This is a genomic window from Novosphingobium sp. JCM 18896 (assembly GCF_025938095.1).
Taxonomy (GTDB): domain Bacteria; phylum Pseudomonadota; class Alphaproteobacteria; order Sphingomonadales; family Sphingomonadaceae; genus Novosphingobium.
In genome coordinates this window covers 107440-125362 of the sequence record NZ_JAPCZF010000010.1, presented here as the reverse complement: position 1 = coordinate 125362, position 17923 = coordinate 107440, and the positions used below count along the sequence as shown (strand labels likewise).

Genomic DNA, 17923 nt, shown 5'->3' with positions numbered 1-17923 from the left:
GCCGCGTGTTAGCTATCGACAAACCGACTGCAGCGGAACGGATGATTGTCAGCGCCATCGCGATGTCAGATCGCGGCGATGACCCGCTCGCGATCCACGTAGTAGCCTCGTCGGCACTGAACCTGTTGCGCGAGCTGATCGAGAAGTCCGGTGATGACTATATTGCGAAGGTTCTCAAACTCGGGGTCTTCGCCGCCGCATCGGCCAAGATCAAGGGCGAGCCGATCACCTTGCCGACCAATGCCGAGATGGACTCGCTGATCGCCAAGGTCATCGGCGGCATCGAGGCGGGTGAAGTCAAGGAAGCCGGAGACCTCACCATAAACCTGACCGCCGATGAACGACGCAACCTGATCGGCTATATCATTCGGCCGTTCAATTTTCTGAAACACGCTCAGCGCGACCCGCTGGCGACGCTCGACGAAAGCGATTTCAACCCGGACGGCGCCATCATCCACGCGCTCACGGCTTTTTCGATGATCTGTCCGGGCAAACCTTTATCCGACACGGTCGCGCCGTTTCTGGACAAACACGGACTATTGTAGTGGCGTGATGGCGTTACTCGTCGAAGGCGCCAGCAAAGCCGACATCGACGTAGCCCACCGGATAGCCGCGCGCCATGGCAGCGAAGCTCGCTTCGCCATCACTGTGGACGGCGAGCAGATGATCAGCAGTCAGAGGTTGATGCGTATATAGGTCGAACGCCTCCTTGTCAGGGCGGCAATCGAGCGTCCGCGCATAGGTCGCTACGACAGATTCCGCCGCCGAGTAGGCGTGACGAGAATGGATGAGCGGCATCGCGATTTCCAGCACTCGTGGTCGGCCGATCGTCTTGAGGAGCGCTTGGAGGGCCGGATCGCGCTGCCAGAAATAGGCGGATTCGCCGCCCCAGCTTTCGAGCAGCAGCTCAACGCCACTGTCCTCGATCTCGAGGGGATGCGAGACCATCCAGAACTTGTCGGATCTCGATCCGAGTTGCTCGTGCTGAAACGGGCTATCGGCGAAAAGCCGATCGGCGATGTCCTGGGCGAATGTGCCGACAGCGACCTGCCTGTCGAAGCGCTCGCGAATGGTGTTCAGGGTCGAGAGGTAGATTCCGGTTTTGCGGATGGAGTCGATCTCGGCGTCGGTCATGCGCGTATAGTGCCAGGCTCGGATCGTCCGTTTCTCCATCAAGCCCATGATGTGTTCGGTTACCCAGATGAATTCGCCGGCATGAGGATTGCGCGGACAGGGGCCGGTATGATCGGAGGCTTCACGTTCAAGCCACTGTCGCCGCGATGTGACGAAATAATCGTGAAATAGCTCGGCGTGAGCGTCGAGATCGCCGCGCAGCTCCGGGTCGAAGGTTTCGACGTTCCACACGTCTATGAGGTTGGCGCGGCCGGTCATGCGGACGCGCCCGCATCGATGCGATACTTCTCGGCCAGGCCGCGTATCAGCGTGTGATTTTCATCCTTTCCGAAATTGTCGCGGATGAAGGTGTCTTGCGACCGATCGGGCGCGCCGACGAAAATGGCGGCGCGCCGAACGACGGCACGGTTGACTTGCCCGACGAGGTCGCGACGCGGAATTGCGTCGATCGCCTGGGCTACAGCGATCTGATTGACCGCGACGAACAGCTTTTCGGGCGCGATCGGAAGCGTGATGTAGCCATTGTGCGAGAAGATCGGTGCCTGCGAGTGCTGAAGGGCGGCGTCGGAGATCAGCAACGGTCGGCCGGCCGCTTCGAGAACGAACCACTGCATGTTGTTGAGCCGCAGCCCGTTCTTCGGGTCGTCGCTCATCTTGCGGAACAGCCGCATTGCAATTTGCTCAGAAAACTCCGGCCCGAGCATGGCAATGACGTCTTCCAAGGTATCGGGATAGCCGTCCTGCTTTACCTCGTCGTATCGTGCGTTCAGCGGCTCATCGCGGGCTTTGAGGATCAAGCCCATGGCTTCCTTGAAATAGGCCAACCCTGCCGGCGTGCGGAACCACAGTGACATAACGAAGCGACTCCATGCGCTTCGCTCCTTCTGCGGCATTTTGTGGGCCTTGCCCGCAAGCAAGAGCTTGTGGGCGTCGGCCGCCATGGAATCGAGCGGGGACATGAAATATTGCTCGATCTGCTGGGCTTGCTCCGGAGGTAGACCCGGCGTCTCGTAGAGGTATTTCTCATATCCGATCTCAGCCGGAGCCACGGCCTTTTCGACGATCTTGCCGGGGATTGAGCTGAGGAAACGCCAGAGTTTGCCCTCATTCACCGCCCACTGCGCGAGCAAGAACTCCGGGATGTAATGGTGTTTCGCGGGAGGATTGGAAGATGTCACGTTGCTACACCGCGCGCATGACGGCGTAGAAGATAGACGCTGACAGCCGATGCGACCGTCACCACCAGCTCGGCTTCCTCGAAAGTGGGGTCACGTCCTTCCTGGATATGGCGGCCCTGTTGCGAGGCGAAGCCCCAAAGCTGGTGCAGCGCGCCGTCCAGTGGCGCGGGAACGCCTAACCGCCCGATGATCTTTCCAAGCGTGTCCGAGCTATTGTCGATTTCCCGCGCGACGCATTCAAGCGCGGCCATGGCGTGTTGGATCGCGCCGGTGACATCCGCGGCGGGTCGGCGGGAAATGTCCTTCAGGGCTTCATGGACCTCGTTTGCCGCCGTCGGCTTGCCTGCTTGCTGCATGATCGAGACCGCATCACGGGTCGCCAGGGTAAAGGCTTCTGACCCGCGAACGACAATGCGGCCATCGTCCATCTGCCAACCGACGCCCAGTTCGCGGAAAAGCTGGGTCAGGCGCCGAGCATAGTCCCCCTGCCGCGTGCCGGTGTAGTCGTCCCGCCCGATAGCAGCGTAAACGCGCTCGGCGATGTCGTAGATCTTGTACCAAGGCGCATCGTCGATGAGTCCATGGACTTCGCGTTCGATATTGCTTGGTGACCAATTGTTCTGATCCGGCCGCTTCAACAGGACTTCGCAAACAAGGTCACGCATTGCGCTTGGGCCGAGGCCAGCGGCATATCCTAGCATCAATACGGCGGCACGGACTTCCTCGGGAGCGTCCTCACGAATCGTGATCGCGGCGTCGCCCCCTTGAAAGCCGTGGCGTTCGGAAAAGGAACCTGATCCCGTCATGCGGCAGCGTTAACACAGCAGCGCGATGCGCGATACAATTCCTTGGTCATTGCTTATAAATACCGAGGAATTATATCACCAGCATGGAAACGGCGAGTCACAAGGAACGAGCGCTCGAAGTCGCCCGCCAGTTTGGCATCGCACGCGGCCGCGATTTCGATGCGGTCGGGGTCACGCGCGCGACGATCCAGCGCCTACGCGATGAAGGCATCCTGCAGCAGGTAGGGCGCGGGCTCTACAAGCTCGCGGACGCGCCCACCGATGCCGGCACGAGCCTCGCGGAAGCTGTCCGCATTCAGCCGCGCGGCGTCATCTGCCTACTCTCGGCACTGCAATTCCATGAGCTGACCACGCAGACGCCTCACGCGGTTTGGATACTGCTGGGACAGAAGGATTGGGCGCCGGTCAATCCCTCGATCGCGCTCAAGATCGTGCGCGCGAGCGGCGAAGCGCTCACAGCCGGCATCGAAGCACACAGCATCGACGGTGTGTCGGTGCGTATTACCGATCCGGCAAAGACGGTCGCCGACTGCTTCAAGCATCGCAACAAGATCGGGATCGATGTTGCGATCGAGGCGCTGCGCGACTTCGTGAAAACGCGCCCGCGGCCAGACCTCGCCCGGATATATCGCTATGCCGAGATCGATCGGGTGCAGTCGGTGATACGTCCCTATCTGGAAGCAATGGCGTGAGCCGTGCGCTGAAGAACATTGCGGTTTCGGTGCGCGACCGCCTGGTGTCCCGCGCGCGCGAACGGCGTGAGAACGCGCAGCTCCTAATGACACGCTATGTGATCGAGCGGCTCCTGTACCGGCTTGGCCGTTCGCCGCATCGCGATCGCTTCATCCTCAAGGGCGCGATGTTGTTCAGCCTGTGGGCGGATGCGCCCTACCGGGCGACCGGCGACCTCGACCTCCTCGGCGCCGGCGAGAACGCGCCTGAAAAGCTGATTTCCGTATTTCAGGATATCCTCACCGTGGATGTCGAGGACGACGGCATAGTGTTTCGGCCCGAGACCTTGAAAGCCGAGAGCGCGCGAGCTGAGGACGAATATGCAGGGGTGCGCATCGATTTTCTCGCCGAGCTCGCCGGCGCACGCCTGCCAATGCATGTTGACATAGGGTACGGCGATGCGGTGACGCCGGCGCCGGTCGAGATCGAGTATCCTTCGCTGCTCGATCAGCCGAGGGCGCAGTTGCGCGCTTACCCGCCCGAGACCGTGGTCGCCGAGAAATTCCAGGCGATGGTAGCGCTTGATATGATCAACACGCGCCTCAAGGACTTTTACGACCTGTGGGCCATCGCCAACACCTTCGCGTTTGACGGGCCGACGTTGGCGCGCGCCATCGCCGCGACTTTCGAGCGTCGGCAGACCGTTCTGCCACGAGAGACGCCCGCCGCGCTCACGACGGCCTATGCTGCAGAGAAGCAGGGCCAATGGGCAGCATTCCTGAAGCGAACGGAGATCGCGCTCGCCCCGGAGCCGTTTCCGGACGTGCAAGCCCAAATCGAACACTTGGTTATGGCGCCGGTGACGGCCATCGTTCGAAGCACGACTTTCACTGCGCGCTGGGGTCCCGGCGGGCCCTGGGAACGCTGACGCCGCAGTACAGCCGGCTCATTGAGCGAAAGCGCCTGACGTTTGGCGTCCGCTGGCTGGAACGGCAACTCTTCACCATCCGCGCTCTGAAGCAGACATTCCGGATAGTCCATCAAGGGCAGCCGCTCGGTTAGCTGCGTCGATACTCCGTGGTTCCCTGCTGTTTCAGTGCTTTCTCGCCTCGTACCATGGCGTCGAGGAACGCCTCTTCGCCGGCCTTCATCGCGCGCTCCTGATGGTCGAGGATGTCGCGGGTAAGTTTCGTGGCGTGCGCTTGGACGAGGTTCCGACGGATTGGGCCAAAGTCGCCGCTCACCGCTGAAATTTGCTCGTGCATCGCGATGGAGGATTCTTCCGCGTAGGCGGCGACGACTTCGCAGACGGTTTCGAAGTAGGCCATGGGATTGCGCAAGAGCAGGACGGCGACCATCGCGCGCACCATGTCGATCTCCAGGTGATCGCACAGACGATTCAGCTCGACGATGCTGATCCGGCCGCTCAGGAGTTTCTCATCAAAGCTTCGGCGCGTTCGCTCGGAGATTACGCCAAGGCGCTGAAGCTCCCGAAGCGGGATGGCTTTGTCGATGATCACGCGCCGTATGATCTCGGCCGTGCCTGCAAGAGGGTGATCTCGCCGATCTCCCGGGCATCCATCGTCAAATCGAAAAGCCGAAATTTCGCCCATAGCCACCCGCCTCAGTCGTCACTTTCAGCATGTGGGCACATTCTATGAGTGAATGGAAGCGCTACGGCAACCTTTGATTGAGAGGGGCCACGATCAGGCAACAAAGAAGAATAGCCTCGGGCACGCGGAAGGAGGGACCCACGGCTTCCGCGCCAAGTGCTCGAAACCGTTCAAATGCCGCCTGCGTCGCATTCGGAACCCTCAGAAACGCCTTCACGTCGCCGCCAGTTTTGCCCAGCGAGAGCAGATCCTTGAGCGCGGATTGGGGAATTATCTCGTAAGTTTCGCAAACGTGGGTCACGAGCGACGCCAGCGTTTCATACTTCCGGCTGGCCAGGCTCAGGGTACCAATAGCCCGCACGGTGATGGCGAATGCCTCATCGTTGAGCCTCAGCCGGTGATAGACGATCTTGGCTGCCTCTGGGCCGCTCACATCGAATCTTTCTAAATTGACGATGTGTCGGCCTATCAGCGCCGGCGCCCGCGGTGAACCGCCTGATCCGTTAAATGCGATGATAGGCGAGGCGTGCCGAGTCCCGTCAGCCGTCGGCGTCAAAGGCAAAATCGCTGGTGTCGATTTGCCACCGGGTGGTGTCGTTTTGATCCCCGCCTGGTGTCGAATTGGCACCGGGCGGTGTCGATTTGTCCATCCGCTGATGTCGTTTTGTCACCAGTTGGTGTCGTTTCGTACATTGCCTGGTGTACGAATCGACACCGGTCGACCAGTTAAATGCAAATCGTTGCAAGTTAAGAGCATCGATGCACCAAAATGTTCCGAGAATAATTGAATAGGCGTTGCTGCCGCATTCGCGATTTGCCTTCCTCGTATGGCGCCTGTGCGCACATCACCATGGAAGGGAATAGCAATGAAGTCTCTCAAGACGAGTCTTGCGGGCAATGTCGCCAGCAAAGTTGCGCTCGCGGCCGCAGCGGTTGCTGCCGCCAGCGTTCTGGGCGCCGAGGCCGCTCTCGCAGGCACGGACGCTACGTTCGACACGGCGCTGACGCAGTTCACCGGCTTCCTCGAGGGTTCGGGTGGCAAGATCATCACCGTGCTGTCGCTCGCCGGCGGTATCGTGGGCCTCGCCTCGGGCCGCTTCTCGCTCGGCCAGGTCGCGATCCCCGTCGGCGTCGGTGTTGGCGCGGGCACGGGTATCCCGATCGTCACCTCGACCGTCACCGCGACGATCTGAGTCCACGAGAATGAGCCGCCGGACGTCCGGCGGCTCCCCACACAGGTTGGGGCGACCTATGGACCAGTACAGTATTCCCAAGCACCTCGACGATCCCGAACTCATCGGTTTCTGGACCCTGGACGAGTTCCTCGTGATGGTCATCCCATTCGCGTGGGGCATCCTGGCTCAACACGTCGTGATCGGGCTCGTCATCTCAATTGGCTCTTGGTTCGGTTATCGCAAACTCCGTGCCGGGCGATCAATGTATTGGGTATTGCACTACGCCTACTGGCATCTGCCCGGTGGGTTCTTCGGTCTAAAGGTCGCTCCGCCTTCTCACCTTCGGGTCATGGCGGGCTGATATGGATCTTTCCTTCGCACACGAGCAGTCGCAGCGCGCGCTCAAGCAACGTAACCTTCTCGCGATCGCCTGCCTGGTGCTTGCGATTTTGTGCTTCGCCCTGGTGACGATGGCATCGAGCCGCGACCGCGAAGTCATCTTGCAGCCGGTCGTGCCTTTCAAGATGGCGATCTCATCGTCCGGGGTCTCGAAGGACTACTTGGAGGCCGTGACGCGCGATGCCGCGCAGCTCGCTCTCAACCGTTCGCCTGAGACCCTCCAGTACTGGATGGATTCCATCCTCGAAATCACCGCGCCCGAAGCGCGGGGGCCGCTCAAATCGAAGCTCATGGGCATCCTGAAAGATCAGGAGGGATCCCAGGTCACCCAATTCGTGACCATCGACTGGATCCGCGTCGATACTGAGGCCCTGACCAGTGAAGTCGGCGGTGTGCTCCACACCGTGGTCGCCTCGCGCGACGTGCGCCGAGAGAACCGCGTCTTCAAGTTCGCGTGGAAGTACGAGGGCTTGAGCCTCAAACTTCGCGGCTTCGGTGTCGTGGTCAAGAACGACAAGGACACCCCCTATGACTGATATGGCAGCAGCCTGCGAGATCGCCTCGGGCGTCACGCTCCTCTCGACGATCGATTGTTTCACCAAACGGTGCCTGGGCGCGCTTCTGCTCGGCGCCGGGCTGATGACAGCCGCACCAGCCTATGCCGACCAGAGTGTCACGGCCACGGACAACGGCGCCGTCGACTGCGATGCCTCCAAGCAGGATCTCACGCGGATCTCGCTCAAGGACGACCAGTTCGCGTCGGTGTCCAAGGTGACGACCGGTGTTGCAACTGAGGATTTCGGCATCGTCAACGAGCCCACCCGCGGCGACATCTATATCTCTGTTCCCGAGGGCTACACGCGCCCGACAATCTCGTTCTTCGGCACGACGCAGAAGGGGTTCGTCTACAAGTTCGTCTGCAAGGTCAGCGGCAGCGAGGCCAAGCAGGTCTTCGTCACGAACGCCGATATGGCGAGGCCTGCGAAACCCCAGGCGGGGAGTGCTGCGATAAGGCCGAACGTGCCTCTCGACCAGCAAGCGGTCAGTCTGGTCCGCGCGATGTTTGAGCAGAAGCCGCTCGACGGATTCGAAATCCGCGACGAGCCCCGCACTCCGGTCAATGTCGGCAATCTCAAAGTCCAGCTCATCAGCGAATACGACGGGCTGTCGATGGCCGGAAAGGTCCTGCGGATCGAGAACACCGGCAAAGAGCCGATGGTCGTGACCGATGAGCTGATCGCCTCGCAGGGCGCCATCGCGGTCAGCATTTCCAACGCCTCACTTCAACCCGGCCAAGCCACCGGCGCCTATGTCGTCGTGCCTGCGGGAGACCTGTAATGGATATCTTCAAGCGCAAACATAAGAACGTCGACGAGCAGCTGGGCGAGGCTCACGACAGTCTCGACGATGCCGGCATGATCGCCGAGAATTCGGCGACCGAGAAGCGGCAGAGGCTCATCCTCTACGGTGGTGGCGGCCTCATCGGCATCGCAGCCATGTGGTACGTGCTGGGTAGCGACGGCAAGGAGCAGGAACTCGCCACCAAGGAAGGCGACGACAAGGTCGAGGTCTCGACCGACGCCATCATGAACCGGCAGATCGCCGATCGTGATTGGATGACGATGTACGACCACCAGCAGATCGCGCAGACCAATCAGCTCAAGGGCGTCCAGACCGCGGTAGGCAAGGTCGATCAGGTTCAGAGCGAAGTACAGGCGCTTCGCCAGGAAAACGAGCAGATGAAGGCGGACGCGACCCGCGTGCTCGACGCCTACGAACGCGAGAACCAGCAGCTCAAACAGCAGATAGCCAGGGGACCCGGGCCCCGAACCGAGGCTTCTGCACCCGGTGCCGCCGCGGCTGCCCGAGCTATGGGCGTGCCGGGCGCAGGCCCGATGTCGAGGGCGAACGAGGTCAAGCTCGTGTCGTTCGGTGCAGGACCTGCCGGGGCTGCGGCCCCCACGGGCGACGCCAGGCGGATCGAAGCAGGCGGCAAGCAGGCGGCCGTGTTCACCGACAGCCCGAATTACCTTCCGCCCAATTCGATGGCGCAGGCCAAGGTCGTAGTCGGCGTGGACGCGGCGACCAACGTCCGCAGTCAGGGCGATCCGCTGCCGGTGCTGCTGCGTATCACCGGCCCTGCGCGATCGGTCTTTTCGGACGGCAAGCTGCTGCGGACGCGCGTGCAGGGCTGCATGGTGAATGGCGCTGCCTACGGCGATCTTTCTTCCGAGAAAGTCTACGTGAAGCTGCAGCGGATGACCTGCCCGCAGCCGGGGGGCCGATATGCGGTCTCCGAGGTGAAGGGCTTCATCTCGTTTGGCGGTAAAGTGGGTCTGAGGGGCAGGGTGGTCAGCCGCGAAGGCGGTCTCATCGGCCAGGCGTTCCTCGCCGGACTTGCCGGTGGTTTCGGGCGCGGTTTCACGGCGAACACCAACTCGATCTTCCAGGGCGCCAACGTCAGCGTCGATGGGAAGCGCGACCAACTCAGCACCGGTGACATCCTCAAGGGCGGGTTAGGCGAGGGCGTATCGACCGCGGGCGACACCGTCTCGAACTATCTGATCGAGCGTGCCGAGCAATATCAGCCGGTCATCGAAATGCCGACCGGCGCCAACGTCGAGGTCGTTTTCCTCGACGGAACCTTCATTCGAAACTGAGGTGATCCATGCGTGAGGTAATTCTTGCGGGCGCAGCTGCGCTCGCCATCGTGGCCGGCGGCGGCGCTCTCTATGCCGCAACCGTCGACGCCGATGCGTCGCTGACCAAGGCACTTGCCACTCGCTTGCCCAAGACGCCGCTGACGGCAGTCAAATGCGGGAAGATCTCGGGTCTGTGCGAAGTCCAGGCCGGCAACAACCTCTTCTACACCGATCCCTCGGGCCGGTATCTCGTGATCGGGCGGGTCTACGATATGGAGACGCGGCAGGACCTCACGGCCGCCCGGCTTCTCGAGATCAGCCCTGAAACACTCGTCGGCGGAGCTGCCAGCCCTCAGCCTCAGGGCGGGGCGCAGGCCGCGCCATCGCCGGCGCGGCCTGCGCAAGTGGGTGGCGGCGTTGCGCAGAAGGTCTCGCTTGCGGGACTGCCGGCCTCGGGGGCTGTCAGCTACGGATCGGGCACCCAAACGGTCACCGTCTTCAGCGACTTCCGCTGCGGCTACTGCAACCGCCTCCACGAAACCCTGGCCGGCATGAACGTGCGAGTGATCGAGCGCCCGATTTCGGTCCTTGGTACGCGTTCGATCTCAGACGCGGTGATCTGCTCCGCCGATAAGCCCCGCGCCCTTGCGCAGGCCTATGGCGGCGCGGCCCTGCCGCCGGCGGGCAAGTGCGACACGAGCGGCCTCGATGCCAACGAGGAGTTCGCGCGCAAGAACGGCTTCACTGGAACGCCGGTGATCGTGCGCAGCGATGGTGCGGTTGTCCAAGGCTACCGGCCGCGCGAGTTCCTGGAGTCCTGGCTGAAGGGGGCGAACTGATGCGCCGCGCCCTTTTTCCCGCGCTCCTCGTCGGCATGCTCGCAGCAACCTCGGGCTGTGCCTCGTTCGGCACCAACATCAACGGCTCGTTCCGGTGCGAAGCGCCTGACGGGATCTGCGCGCCCTCGACTGCGATCGACGATACGGCCTTGTCCGAGATCACCCGGGCTGATGCCCAGGAACTGATGACGCCAACTGGCCCGTACAAGGTCGATGATGGTGATGGAGGCCGCGGCCGGATGGCCAATGCCGAGGGCGTGCTTGCGGCGCAGAACCAGGCGTACAAGCTCAGCGTCATTTTCCCGGGCTACACGGACGTGGCCGGGGTCACGCACCAGCGCCGATCGGTAACGACCGATGTCGGCCTGCCGGGCCGGACGGCGAGCAGCGTCGAGCTCGCAAGCCGATCGCGCGGCCGCCAGGAGGCAAAGGGCCTGCTCTCGGCAGCACAGAGCGCGCCGGTATTGGTCTCCGAGAACGCGCCTCCCCCCGCCGCGCCGGCCCTTGCCGCAAACGCGCAGGGCGGCCCTCAGCCGGCCGAAACCGCCGTCGATCGCATCAAGGCAGACGTCGATGCCAAGCTGACGACACGCGCGCGCCGACAGGCTGCCTCTTTCCCCTCGCCGGAGTGAAACGAAGATGGGCTTGCTAGACAATCTTCGCGAGATGGTTCTGGGCGATGCGCGTAAGCCCGAGGTGCGCGCGCGCCCCGCAGCCGTGCCAATGCTCTCGCATTACCTCGGCTACCGGTCCTTCGATGAGGACCGGAAGATCTTCTACCAGGTCCGCTCGAAGGGCTTCGTGCTCGAGCTGGCGCCGATGCTCGGCGGCGACGAGCGAACGGCAGACATCATCGGCACCATCTTCTCGGACATACTGCTGCCCGGCACGGCGTTTAGCATCGTCAACTACTCGAGCCCGCGCATTGCCGAGAAGCTCACCGAGTGGGTGCTACCACGCCTTGAGGCGGGCGGAGTGTTTTCGACCCTGGCGCGCCACCGGGCGGACAAGCTGCGCGGCGGCGCCTGGAAGTCGCTGGCGAGCGATGGGCCGTTCTATCTGCGCAACTTCCGCGTGCTGTTTTCGGTCGGCGCGCCTGACGGCTCGGGCATCAGGCTCGATGATCTCGTCACCATGCGCGATGCGCTCATCTCGGCGCTCGATTCCATCAACGTTCCCGTGCGGATCCTCGAGCCGGTTCACCTGATCCGTTTCTTCGACGAGATCCTGTCGCCGTCGACAGGCGCGGGTGATGACGCACCCGGGTACAACCGCTTCGATCCCATCAATGAACAATGCGTGCGCCGCGATCTCGTGACGCACGTCGAGAAGGATCGCCTGCTGCTGCACTCGCAGTCGCTGCGGCCGACGGGCTCAGACGTCGATGGCGTACCTGAGTTCGAGGACTATGTCCCCGAGCGCTTCGACGTGCGCACGATGTCGATCCGCAACTTTCCGGATCGCTGGGCACCCTGGGATACCCAGAAGACGATTGGCGATATCTTCAATCCCAAGCTCTGCTTGCCGTGCCCGACCCTGCAGTCGGTCTGCGGCGTGACGCCCGGTGTCGAGAGCTCGGAATCGAAAGCCGGTCGCAAGTTCGTGCGTACGCAGTCGCTGTCCGAAGGGCAGGGGGTGAAGCTCGTCCCCAAGCTGCGCGACCAGGCGGCCGAATGGCGCGCGGTGCAGGAGCGGGTGAAAAGCGGCGAGAAGCTGATCCGCTGCTACTATTCGGTTTCGATCATCGCTCCGCGCGGCACGGCGGAAACGGCCGAACGTTCGATCAAGGGCCTCTACAAGGCGGCGGGTTGGGATCTCATCGACGAGACCCACATCCAGCTTCCTGCCTTCATGTCTCACTTCCCGCTGATGATCGCGGACGGCCTGCAGGCGGACCTCGAGCGCATGAAGCGGTTCCGCACGATGCTGTCGACGAATGTGGCGGCGATCGCGCCGCTGCAGGGCGAGTACGTCGGCGGGCACATCCCGCACGTGATGTTCATCGGCCGGCGCGGTCAGCCGCAGTTCTGGTCGCCCTTCCAGAACAAGGCGGGCAACCACAACGTCGCGATCGCGGGCAAGTCGGGCTCGGGTAAGTCGGTCTTCCTGCAGGACCTCACCGCGAGCCTTGCCGGCGTGCGGGCCAAGACGATCGTCATCGATGATGGCCGCTCGTTCGAGCACATGGCCAAAGCGCTGGGCGGCACGTTCACCGAGTTCAAGCTGTCCTCGGGCATTTCGATCAACCCCTTCCGTATGATCGACATCGATCTAGCCGAAGAGGATGAGGATTACCTCGTCGACTGCCTCGCAATGCTGAAAGCAATCGTGTCGCAGATGGCGCGCTATGAAAACCGGCTCAACGATACTGAGCGCGGCCTGATCGACCAGGCGGTCAACGCCGTTTGGAACGAGCACCAGCGCGACGGTACCGTCGACCACGTCATCGCCTCGCTGCGGACCAACGAGCATGTCGCCGCGGTCGATCTTGCCATGTCGCTGCTGCCTTTCTCGAGCGAGGGCACCTACGGCCGCTTTTTCCTCGGTGAGAGCAATCTCGACCTCTCGGCCGATCTGACGGTCTTCGAGCTTTCGGACCTTTCGTCGCGCGAGGAACTGCGCAGCGTCGTCCTGACCTCAATTATGTTCGTCGCCTCGCAGACGATGCGGCGCATGAGCCGCTCGATACCCAAGGCGCTGCTGATCGATGAGGCCTGGCAGATGCTCAAGGGCGGCGCGATGGCCGACTTCGTCGAGACCTACTCGCGCACCTGCCGCAAATACGGAGCTTCGCTCATCACCGCGACGCAGTCGATCAACGACTATTACAAGTCCGATGGCAGCCGCGCGGCATTGGAGAATTCCGACTGGTTCGTGATCCTCCAGCAGAAGGCGGAGACGATCTCGGACTTTCGCAAGTCCGACCGCTTCGACATGACCTCCTACACCGAGACGCTGCTGCGGTCGCTCAAGCGCAACGGTATCGAGTATTCCGATCTCTTGATCCGCGGACCGGAGACCGAGACGGTGTGCCGTCTCGTACTCGATGCCTATTCGGGCACACTCTACTCCTCGAGCCCCGACGTGTTCGCGCGGATCGAGGCGCTGGTTCACCAGGGCCTGTCGGTCGCCGAAGCGATAGAGATCGTGGCATTCCCCGATCGCATTCGGCCCTCTGAGGAGATGCTGGAGGCGGCGGAATGATTACCGTGCCGCTTCAGCGATCCGCGCCGCCCCGGCTGATCTGGCAGGGCGTCCTGGCAACGGGACTGCGTGTCTCAGGGTGGGTTCTCGTCAACGCGATGGTCGCGCTGGGCGTCCTCACCCTTGCCACGCTCTTCATCGGCGGCCTGTCGATCGAGGGCGCGATGCATCAACTCGCCAATCTCGCACCCCGCTATCTCGCTGCCGGCCCCGAGCGCCAGCACCAGTTCGACCTGATCCTGCTGTGGACGGTCTCCTTGGCCTTCTGCGGGACCGGCTTCTTTCGCTGTCACTCCCTGATGCAGGCCCTTCTGAAGGAAAGCGCCGATGACTGACCCAACTGACGGAACGAGCCAACAGGGCTCCACCATTGCAGGCTCCGGGTCTAAACAAGTTCCCCGGCAGGGTTCGAACGGCGGTGTGACTCGCAAGACGGGGAAGGGCAGGGTGGACCTTCGCCAGGTCCTGACGGTCGGCGCGCTGATCGGCGTGGTCTGCTGGGGAGCTTGGGTCACCAAGACCATCGTCACGCCGGAGAAGCCCGAGCGCCAACTGGTGAAGCTGCAACTGCAGGGTCTCGTCACCGAGTACCTTCAGCTGCAGGCTCGCTCGGGAAATGAGGATCAGGTGGCCGCTGCGGCGACCACGCGATTCATGTCCGAACTCGACAAGGCCGTTGCTGCCGTTGGCAAGTCGGGGCGCTTGATTCTGGTCAACGAAGCCGTGATCGGCGGCGACATTCCCGACATCACCGCGCAGGTGAAGCGCGCCGTCTACGCGAAGGTGCCGATGCCCAAGGTCGCGGTGGCAACGCCGGTCCAGCAGGACATGCAGGCCTACCTCTCCGCCAACGGTGATCATGCAGCGCCTGCGATTTCGTCCCTCGACCCGATGGGAGCCGCCGGTGGCAACCCGCAGTGAGACAGCGCTTCCGCGCGGCGGGCACGGCTTTGGCAAAAGACTTGCGGCTATCGGCCTACTGGCAGTGGCCGCTCTGGCTCTGCAGAGCCTGTCGAGCTGGAGCAGCGCGCACGCCCTGATGATCAACGAGAGCGAGTCTCTCCCGAACTGGGCGTTTCTCGTCGAAGCGGGCCGGTTTCCCTCCCGCGGGGAATACGTCATCTTCAATCCGGGCCGTGATCCGCTGGTGCGCAAATACTTCGGCGAGCATCCCTCGCCCTTCGCGAAGATCGCCTACGGGATTCCGGGCGATGTCGTCAGCCGCGAGGGCAACGACGTCCTGGTCAACGGCCAGAGGGTAGCGCGGCTAAAGCCTCTCACGCGGCGCGGCGACGCGCTCGCTCCGGGGCCAGTCGGCATCATTCCCCGCGGCTGCGTCTTCGCCGGCACGGATCACAAGGACGGCTTCGACAGTCGCTACGCTGCGATCAGCTTTGTTTGCGGCAACCGCATTGCGGGGGTGGGGAGGCCGATCCTGTGAAGATCCTTCCATTCGTCCTCGCCGGTGTCGTTGGCGCGATCAGCGGTACACTTCTACCTTGGCAAAGCCCGGCGCGCGCGGTCGACCATGGGCAGATCGGGGAGGCCTGGCCGGTGGCCGAGCCTGACCTTCTCGAGGTTATCCGCGCCAAGCTTGCCCGTGCCCAGGCAAACGGCAGGCTCGACGAGCTCAATGCCCGGTTTGCGGAAAAGGTGAAGGCGCATGTCATGCGGCCCGTGCCCGTTGCCGGCATCACCGCTGCCGTTGAAGATCGGACCTGGGAGTTTGATCCGGCCATCACGATTGAGAACGACATTCGCGATCACAAGGGCAATCTGATCGCAGCTGCTGGCCAGCGGATCAACCCGCTCGACAAAATCTCCCTGTCGCAGAAGCTCCTCTTCATCGACGGCGACGATCCGGCGCAGGTGAACTGGGCCGTGCGGCAGGGCGACGATCTCAAGACCAAGATCATCATGGTGAAGGGCTCGCCCTTCGATCTCATGAAGGCGAAGCAGCGCCGCTTCTACTTCGACCAGGCAGGCTCGCTGACGGCCAAGTTCGGTATCGAGCACACCCCCGCCTCGGTCGAGCAGAAGGATAAGATCCTGATCGTTCGCGAAGCCGCGCTGAACCAGGGGAAGGGCGCATGAAGGCCTGGCTGACAAGGCACATGCCGGTGCCGATGGCCGCTCCGGAAACAGGTGCGCTGCGCACCGCTCGCTTCCGATTGATCGCCGCGATGGTCACCCTTGGCGTCATGACGCTGTTCTGGAGCGCGATCGCTGGGCCGGTCGCGCTCAGCATGCTCGTGGGCCTCGCCGTGTTCATAGTGGTCCAGGGCGGCATTTGGATACGGGCGAAGAACGCCGCGGATGACGACCACCTGATGTCGGGAAGGTCGGACGATGAATAAGTGGCTCCTGCAATTCGCCCTCGCGCTCTTTCTCTTCCTGCCGGGTGCTGCGAAGGCGCAAATCCCGTCCGCGAGTTGCTCGGGATCGTTCGTAAACCCGATCACCGACGTCTGCTGGGGCTGCATGTTCCCGCTATCGGTCGGCGGGCTCAAGATCTGGCCTTCGTCGCGCTCTGACCCCAGCAATCCCGCCTCCCCGGTCTGCGTCTGCAGTTCACCTCCGCGGATCGGGATCGCCATGGGTTTCTGGGAGCCCGCGCGACTGATCGACGTCACGACCAAGCCGTTTTGCTTTCCCAACCTTGGTGGGATCAAGCTCAACCCGGGGCTCTCGATGGGCGGCGGTTATGCCGCGAATACGGGCTCCAATGGCGGTACGGACACGGCCAAGTATCACGTCCACTACTACGTCTACCCGCTCCTTTACTGGATGGAGATCCTCACCGATTTCCTGTGCTTTGAGCAGGCGAGCTTCGATGTCGCCTATATGACCGAGATCGACCCGCTCTGGCAGGACGATACGCTTACCACGCTCATCAATCCCGAAGCCCTGATCTTTGCCAATCCGTTGGCTCAGGCAGCCTGTGCCGCCGACTGCGTTGCCTCGACCGCGGCGCTCCCGCTGAACGAGCTCTTCTGGTGCTCGGGCTGCCAGGGCTCAATGTACCCGCTGAATGGCAACATCGGCGCGAGTGTAGGCCTCACCCAGTCGGGGCGCCTGGCGGCCGAGCGCATGGTCTACAAGATGCATCGGCAAGCCCTGGGCTGGGGGACGATGGGCTCCAAGGCCCTGTGCGGCAAGTACGTCATGCCGATCCTCAAGAAGAGCCAGTACCGCCTCCAGCAGGTCAATCCGACGCCAATGGTGTCGGGCCGCGAGGCTTGCTCGCCGATCGGTGGCTCGGTCCTGTTTCCCCGCGCCGCGCGCACCTATCCCGTGAAGGGCGAGGACATGGGCTTCCTGCTCTGGCGCAAGCGCAATTGCTGCGTGCTGTGAGGACACCGACATGCGTAAATCCATTCTGACCTTCGGCGGCATCCTGGCTGTGGGCTTGGTCAGCGCCGCGCTTGCCCAGACCATCGAAGGCCTCGACCTGCAGGCGCTCGAAAAGCGCGGGGAGGCGGCCCAGGCAGAAGCACAGGCGCTCGTCGATTTCGTGAAGGGGCAGGGCGAGCCGCAGGCGCAGGCCGCCCAATCCGTGGTTGACGATGCCTACAATCGGGTCGCCGATCTCGACGTCTCCGGTATCGCCGGCGGCAACAAGGACGGACCGATCGACCTTGACGCCATGGTGGCCGGCGCCAAGGGCAACCTCGCAGGTCCCAAGTCGACGCCACTGGTGATCGCCTTCGTCAGCCTGTCGATGCCTGAGGATTCTCTGCGCCGCACGATCCTCGATACCACCAAGGCAGGCGGTATCGTCGTGTTCCGCGGGTTTTCGCAAGGCGGCGCCCAGCCCTTCGTGGCGCTGCTGGCCAAGGCGGTCGAGCAGAAAGACGCGGCCAACATCACGATCGATCCGCGTTTGTTCCGGTCATTCAAGGTTGATCGCGTACCGACGATCGTCGCCGCCTCGAGCAGCTTTGAGCCGTGCGACCAGCTTGACTGTGTGACACCGCCGCCGCCCCATGATCGCATCGCCGGCAACGTCACGCTAAACTACGCCTTACAGACATTCGCGGCAGGGGAAGGGCCTGGTGCTCCAGCGGCGCGCGTGGCGCTCGCGAACCTGGCGAAGCATCCGTGAGGCTCTGGCTCTCATTCCTATGCGCCAGCGCGCTGTTGTCCTCGAACGCCTCTGCGCAAAACGCAATCGCGAGGGAGGGGGAAGATCTCGCCAAGTCGGTCCGCGACGGGTCTGCCGGCACGGTTCTGCAAAGCGGCGCGGAAACTGGTGTGCCTG

The 17923-nt window shown here is 62.8% G+C and carries 23 protein-coding genes; 18 read left to right on the top strand and 5 right to left on the bottom strand.

The features are described from left to right. The first annotated feature begins 5 nt into the window (after nucleotides 1-5). A complete protein-coding gene (locus tag OLX23_RS23815) occupies nucleotides 6-545 on the top strand; it encodes a hypothetical protein (protein WP_264447789.1) in 540 nt (179 codons plus the stop codon). 13 nt (nucleotides 546-558) lie between these two features. On the opposite strand, the gene OLX23_RS23810 is transcribed toward OLX23_RS23815, so the two are convergent. Genes OLX23_RS23810 through OLX23_RS23800 form a run of 3 tightly spaced genes read right to left on the bottom strand, consistent with a single transcriptional unit; the run spans nucleotide 559 to nucleotide 3118 of the window. Next, nucleotides 559-1392 (bottom strand): hypothetical protein, encoded by an 834-nt coding sequence (locus OLX23_RS23810; protein WP_264447788.1) that lies wholly within the window; start codon nucleotides 1390-1392, stop codon nucleotides 559-561. Next, nucleotides 1389-2312, bottom strand: a complete 924-nt coding sequence (locus OLX23_RS23805; protein WP_264447787.1) for a DUF4238 domain-containing protein — start codon at nucleotides 2310-2312, stop codon at nucleotides 1389-1391. Before OLX23_RS23805 ends, OLX23_RS23810 begins: the two co-directional genes overlap by 4 nt. Further along, complete coding sequence (locus OLX23_RS23800) at nucleotides 2309-3118, bottom strand: AbiJ-NTD4 domain-containing protein (protein WP_264447786.1); 810 nt, start codon at nucleotides 3116-3118, stop codon at nucleotides 2309-2311. The genes OLX23_RS23805 and OLX23_RS23800 overlap by 4 nt, the downstream gene beginning before the upstream one ends. A gap of 83 nt (nucleotides 3119-3201) precedes the next feature. On the opposite strand from OLX23_RS23800, the gene OLX23_RS23795 reads away from it, so the two are divergent. Together OLX23_RS23795 and OLX23_RS23790 are read left to right on the top strand one after the other, a co-directional pair. After that, nucleotides 3202-3810: a type IV toxin-antitoxin system AbiEi family antitoxin domain-containing protein gene (locus tag OLX23_RS23795; RefSeq protein WP_264447785.1), complete on the top strand. Its 609-nt coding sequence runs from the start codon at nucleotides 3202-3204 to the stop codon at nucleotides 3808-3810. Beyond that, the gene (locus OLX23_RS23790; RefSeq protein WP_264447783.1) at nucleotides 3807-4718 is read left to right on the top strand and encodes a nucleotidyl transferase AbiEii/AbiGii toxin family protein; all 912 of its coding nucleotides are present in this window, start codon (nucleotides 3807-3809) and stop codon (nucleotides 4716-4718) included. The genes OLX23_RS23795 and OLX23_RS23790 overlap by 4 nt, the downstream gene beginning before the upstream one ends. Nucleotides 4719-4848: 130 nt before the next feature. On the opposite strand, the gene OLX23_RS23785 is transcribed toward OLX23_RS23790, so the two are convergent. Both OLX23_RS23785 and OLX23_RS23780 read right to left on the bottom strand, forming a co-directional pair. Further along, nucleotides 4849-5310 (bottom strand): hypothetical protein, encoded by a 462-nt coding sequence (locus OLX23_RS23785; RefSeq protein WP_264447782.1) that lies wholly within the window; start codon nucleotides 5308-5310, stop codon nucleotides 4849-4851. 154 nt (nucleotides 5311-5464) lie between these two features. After that, nucleotides 5465-5836: a hypothetical protein gene (locus tag OLX23_RS23780; protein WP_264447780.1), complete on the bottom strand. Its 372-nt coding sequence runs from the start codon at nucleotides 5834-5836 to the stop codon at nucleotides 5465-5467. A gap of 433 nt (nucleotides 5837-6269) precedes the next feature. Here OLX23_RS23780 and OLX23_RS23775 point away from each other — a divergent pair, with 433 nt between their 5' ends. From OLX23_RS23775 to trbC, 15 genes are all read left to right on the top strand, one after another. Beyond that, entirely contained in the window at nucleotides 6270-6596 is a 327-nt protein-coding gene (locus OLX23_RS23775; protein ID WP_264447779.1) for a hypothetical protein, read from the top strand. 58 nt (nucleotides 6597-6654) lie between these two features. Continuing rightward, a complete protein-coding gene (traL, locus tag OLX23_RS23770) occupies nucleotides 6655-6939 on the top strand; it encodes a type IV conjugative transfer system protein TraL (RefSeq protein ID WP_264447778.1) in 285 nt (94 codons plus the stop codon). Nucleotide 6940: 1 nt separating this feature from the next. Continuing rightward, entirely contained in the window at nucleotides 6941-7513 is a 573-nt protein-coding gene (locus tag OLX23_RS23765; RefSeq protein WP_264447777.1) for a type IV conjugative transfer system protein TraE, read from the top strand. Then, the gene (locus OLX23_RS23760; RefSeq protein WP_264447776.1) at nucleotides 7506-8315 is read left to right on the top strand and encodes a type-F conjugative transfer system secretin TraK; all 810 of its coding nucleotides are present in this window, start codon (nucleotides 7506-7508) and stop codon (nucleotides 8313-8315) included. Before OLX23_RS23765 ends, OLX23_RS23760 begins: the two co-directional genes overlap by 8 nt. Beyond that, nucleotides 8315-9637 (top strand): TrbI/VirB10 family protein, encoded by a 1323-nt coding sequence (locus tag OLX23_RS23755; protein ID WP_264447775.1) that lies wholly within the window; start codon nucleotides 8315-8317, stop codon nucleotides 9635-9637. Before OLX23_RS23760 ends, OLX23_RS23755 begins: the two co-directional genes overlap by 1 nt. 8 nt (nucleotides 9638-9645) lie before the next feature. Continuing rightward, a complete protein-coding gene (locus tag OLX23_RS23750) occupies nucleotides 9646-10458 on the top strand; it encodes a DsbC family protein (protein WP_264447774.1) in 813 nt (270 codons plus the stop codon). Further along, on the top strand, nucleotides 10458-11090 hold the full coding sequence (locus OLX23_RS23745; protein ID WP_264447772.1) for a hypothetical protein: 633 nt from the start codon (nucleotides 10458-10460) through the stop codon (nucleotides 11088-11090). The genes OLX23_RS23750 and OLX23_RS23745 overlap by 1 nt, the downstream gene beginning before the upstream one ends. Before the next feature lie 7 nt (nucleotides 11091-11097). Continuing rightward, a complete protein-coding gene (gene traC / locus OLX23_RS23740; protein ID WP_264447771.1) occupies nucleotides 11098-13662 on the top strand; it encodes a type IV secretion system protein TraC in 2565 nt (854 codons plus the stop codon). Beyond that, on the top strand, nucleotides 13659-13997 hold the full coding sequence (locus OLX23_RS23735) for a hypothetical protein (RefSeq protein WP_264447770.1): 339 nt from the start codon (nucleotides 13659-13661) through the stop codon (nucleotides 13995-13997). Before traC ends, OLX23_RS23735 begins: the two co-directional genes overlap by 4 nt. A gap of 112 nt (nucleotides 13998-14109) precedes the next feature. Further along, entirely contained in the window at nucleotides 14110-14583 is a 474-nt protein-coding gene (locus OLX23_RS23730; protein WP_264447769.1) for a type-F conjugative transfer system protein TrbI, read from the top strand. After that, the gene (locus tag OLX23_RS23725) at nucleotides 14567-15103 is read left to right on the top strand and encodes a S26 family signal peptidase (protein WP_264447768.1); all 537 of its coding nucleotides are present in this window, start codon (nucleotides 14567-14569) and stop codon (nucleotides 15101-15103) included. The genes OLX23_RS23730 and OLX23_RS23725 overlap by 17 nt, the downstream gene beginning before the upstream one ends. Next, nucleotides 15100-15756: a type-F conjugative transfer system protein TraW gene (gene traW / locus OLX23_RS23720; RefSeq protein WP_264447766.1), complete on the top strand. Its 657-nt coding sequence runs from the start codon at nucleotides 15100-15102 to the stop codon at nucleotides 15754-15756. The genes OLX23_RS23725 and traW overlap by 4 nt, the downstream gene beginning before the upstream one ends. Next, nucleotides 15753-16019, top strand: a complete 267-nt coding sequence (locus OLX23_RS23715; RefSeq protein WP_264447765.1) for a hypothetical protein — start codon at nucleotides 15753-15755, stop codon at nucleotides 16017-16019. The genes traW and OLX23_RS23715 overlap by 4 nt, the downstream gene beginning before the upstream one ends. Next, on the top strand, nucleotides 16012-17016 hold the full coding sequence (gene traU / locus OLX23_RS23710; protein ID WP_264447764.1) for a conjugal transfer pilus assembly protein TraU: 1005 nt from the start codon (nucleotides 16012-16014) through the stop codon (nucleotides 17014-17016). Before OLX23_RS23715 ends, traU begins: the two co-directional genes overlap by 8 nt. Nucleotides 17017-17026: 10 nt before the next feature. Beyond that, entirely contained in the window at nucleotides 17027-17767 is a 741-nt protein-coding gene (trbC, locus tag OLX23_RS23705; protein ID WP_264447763.1) for a type-F conjugative transfer system pilin assembly protein TrbC, read from the top strand. Nucleotides 17768-17923: the final 156 nt, after the last annotated feature.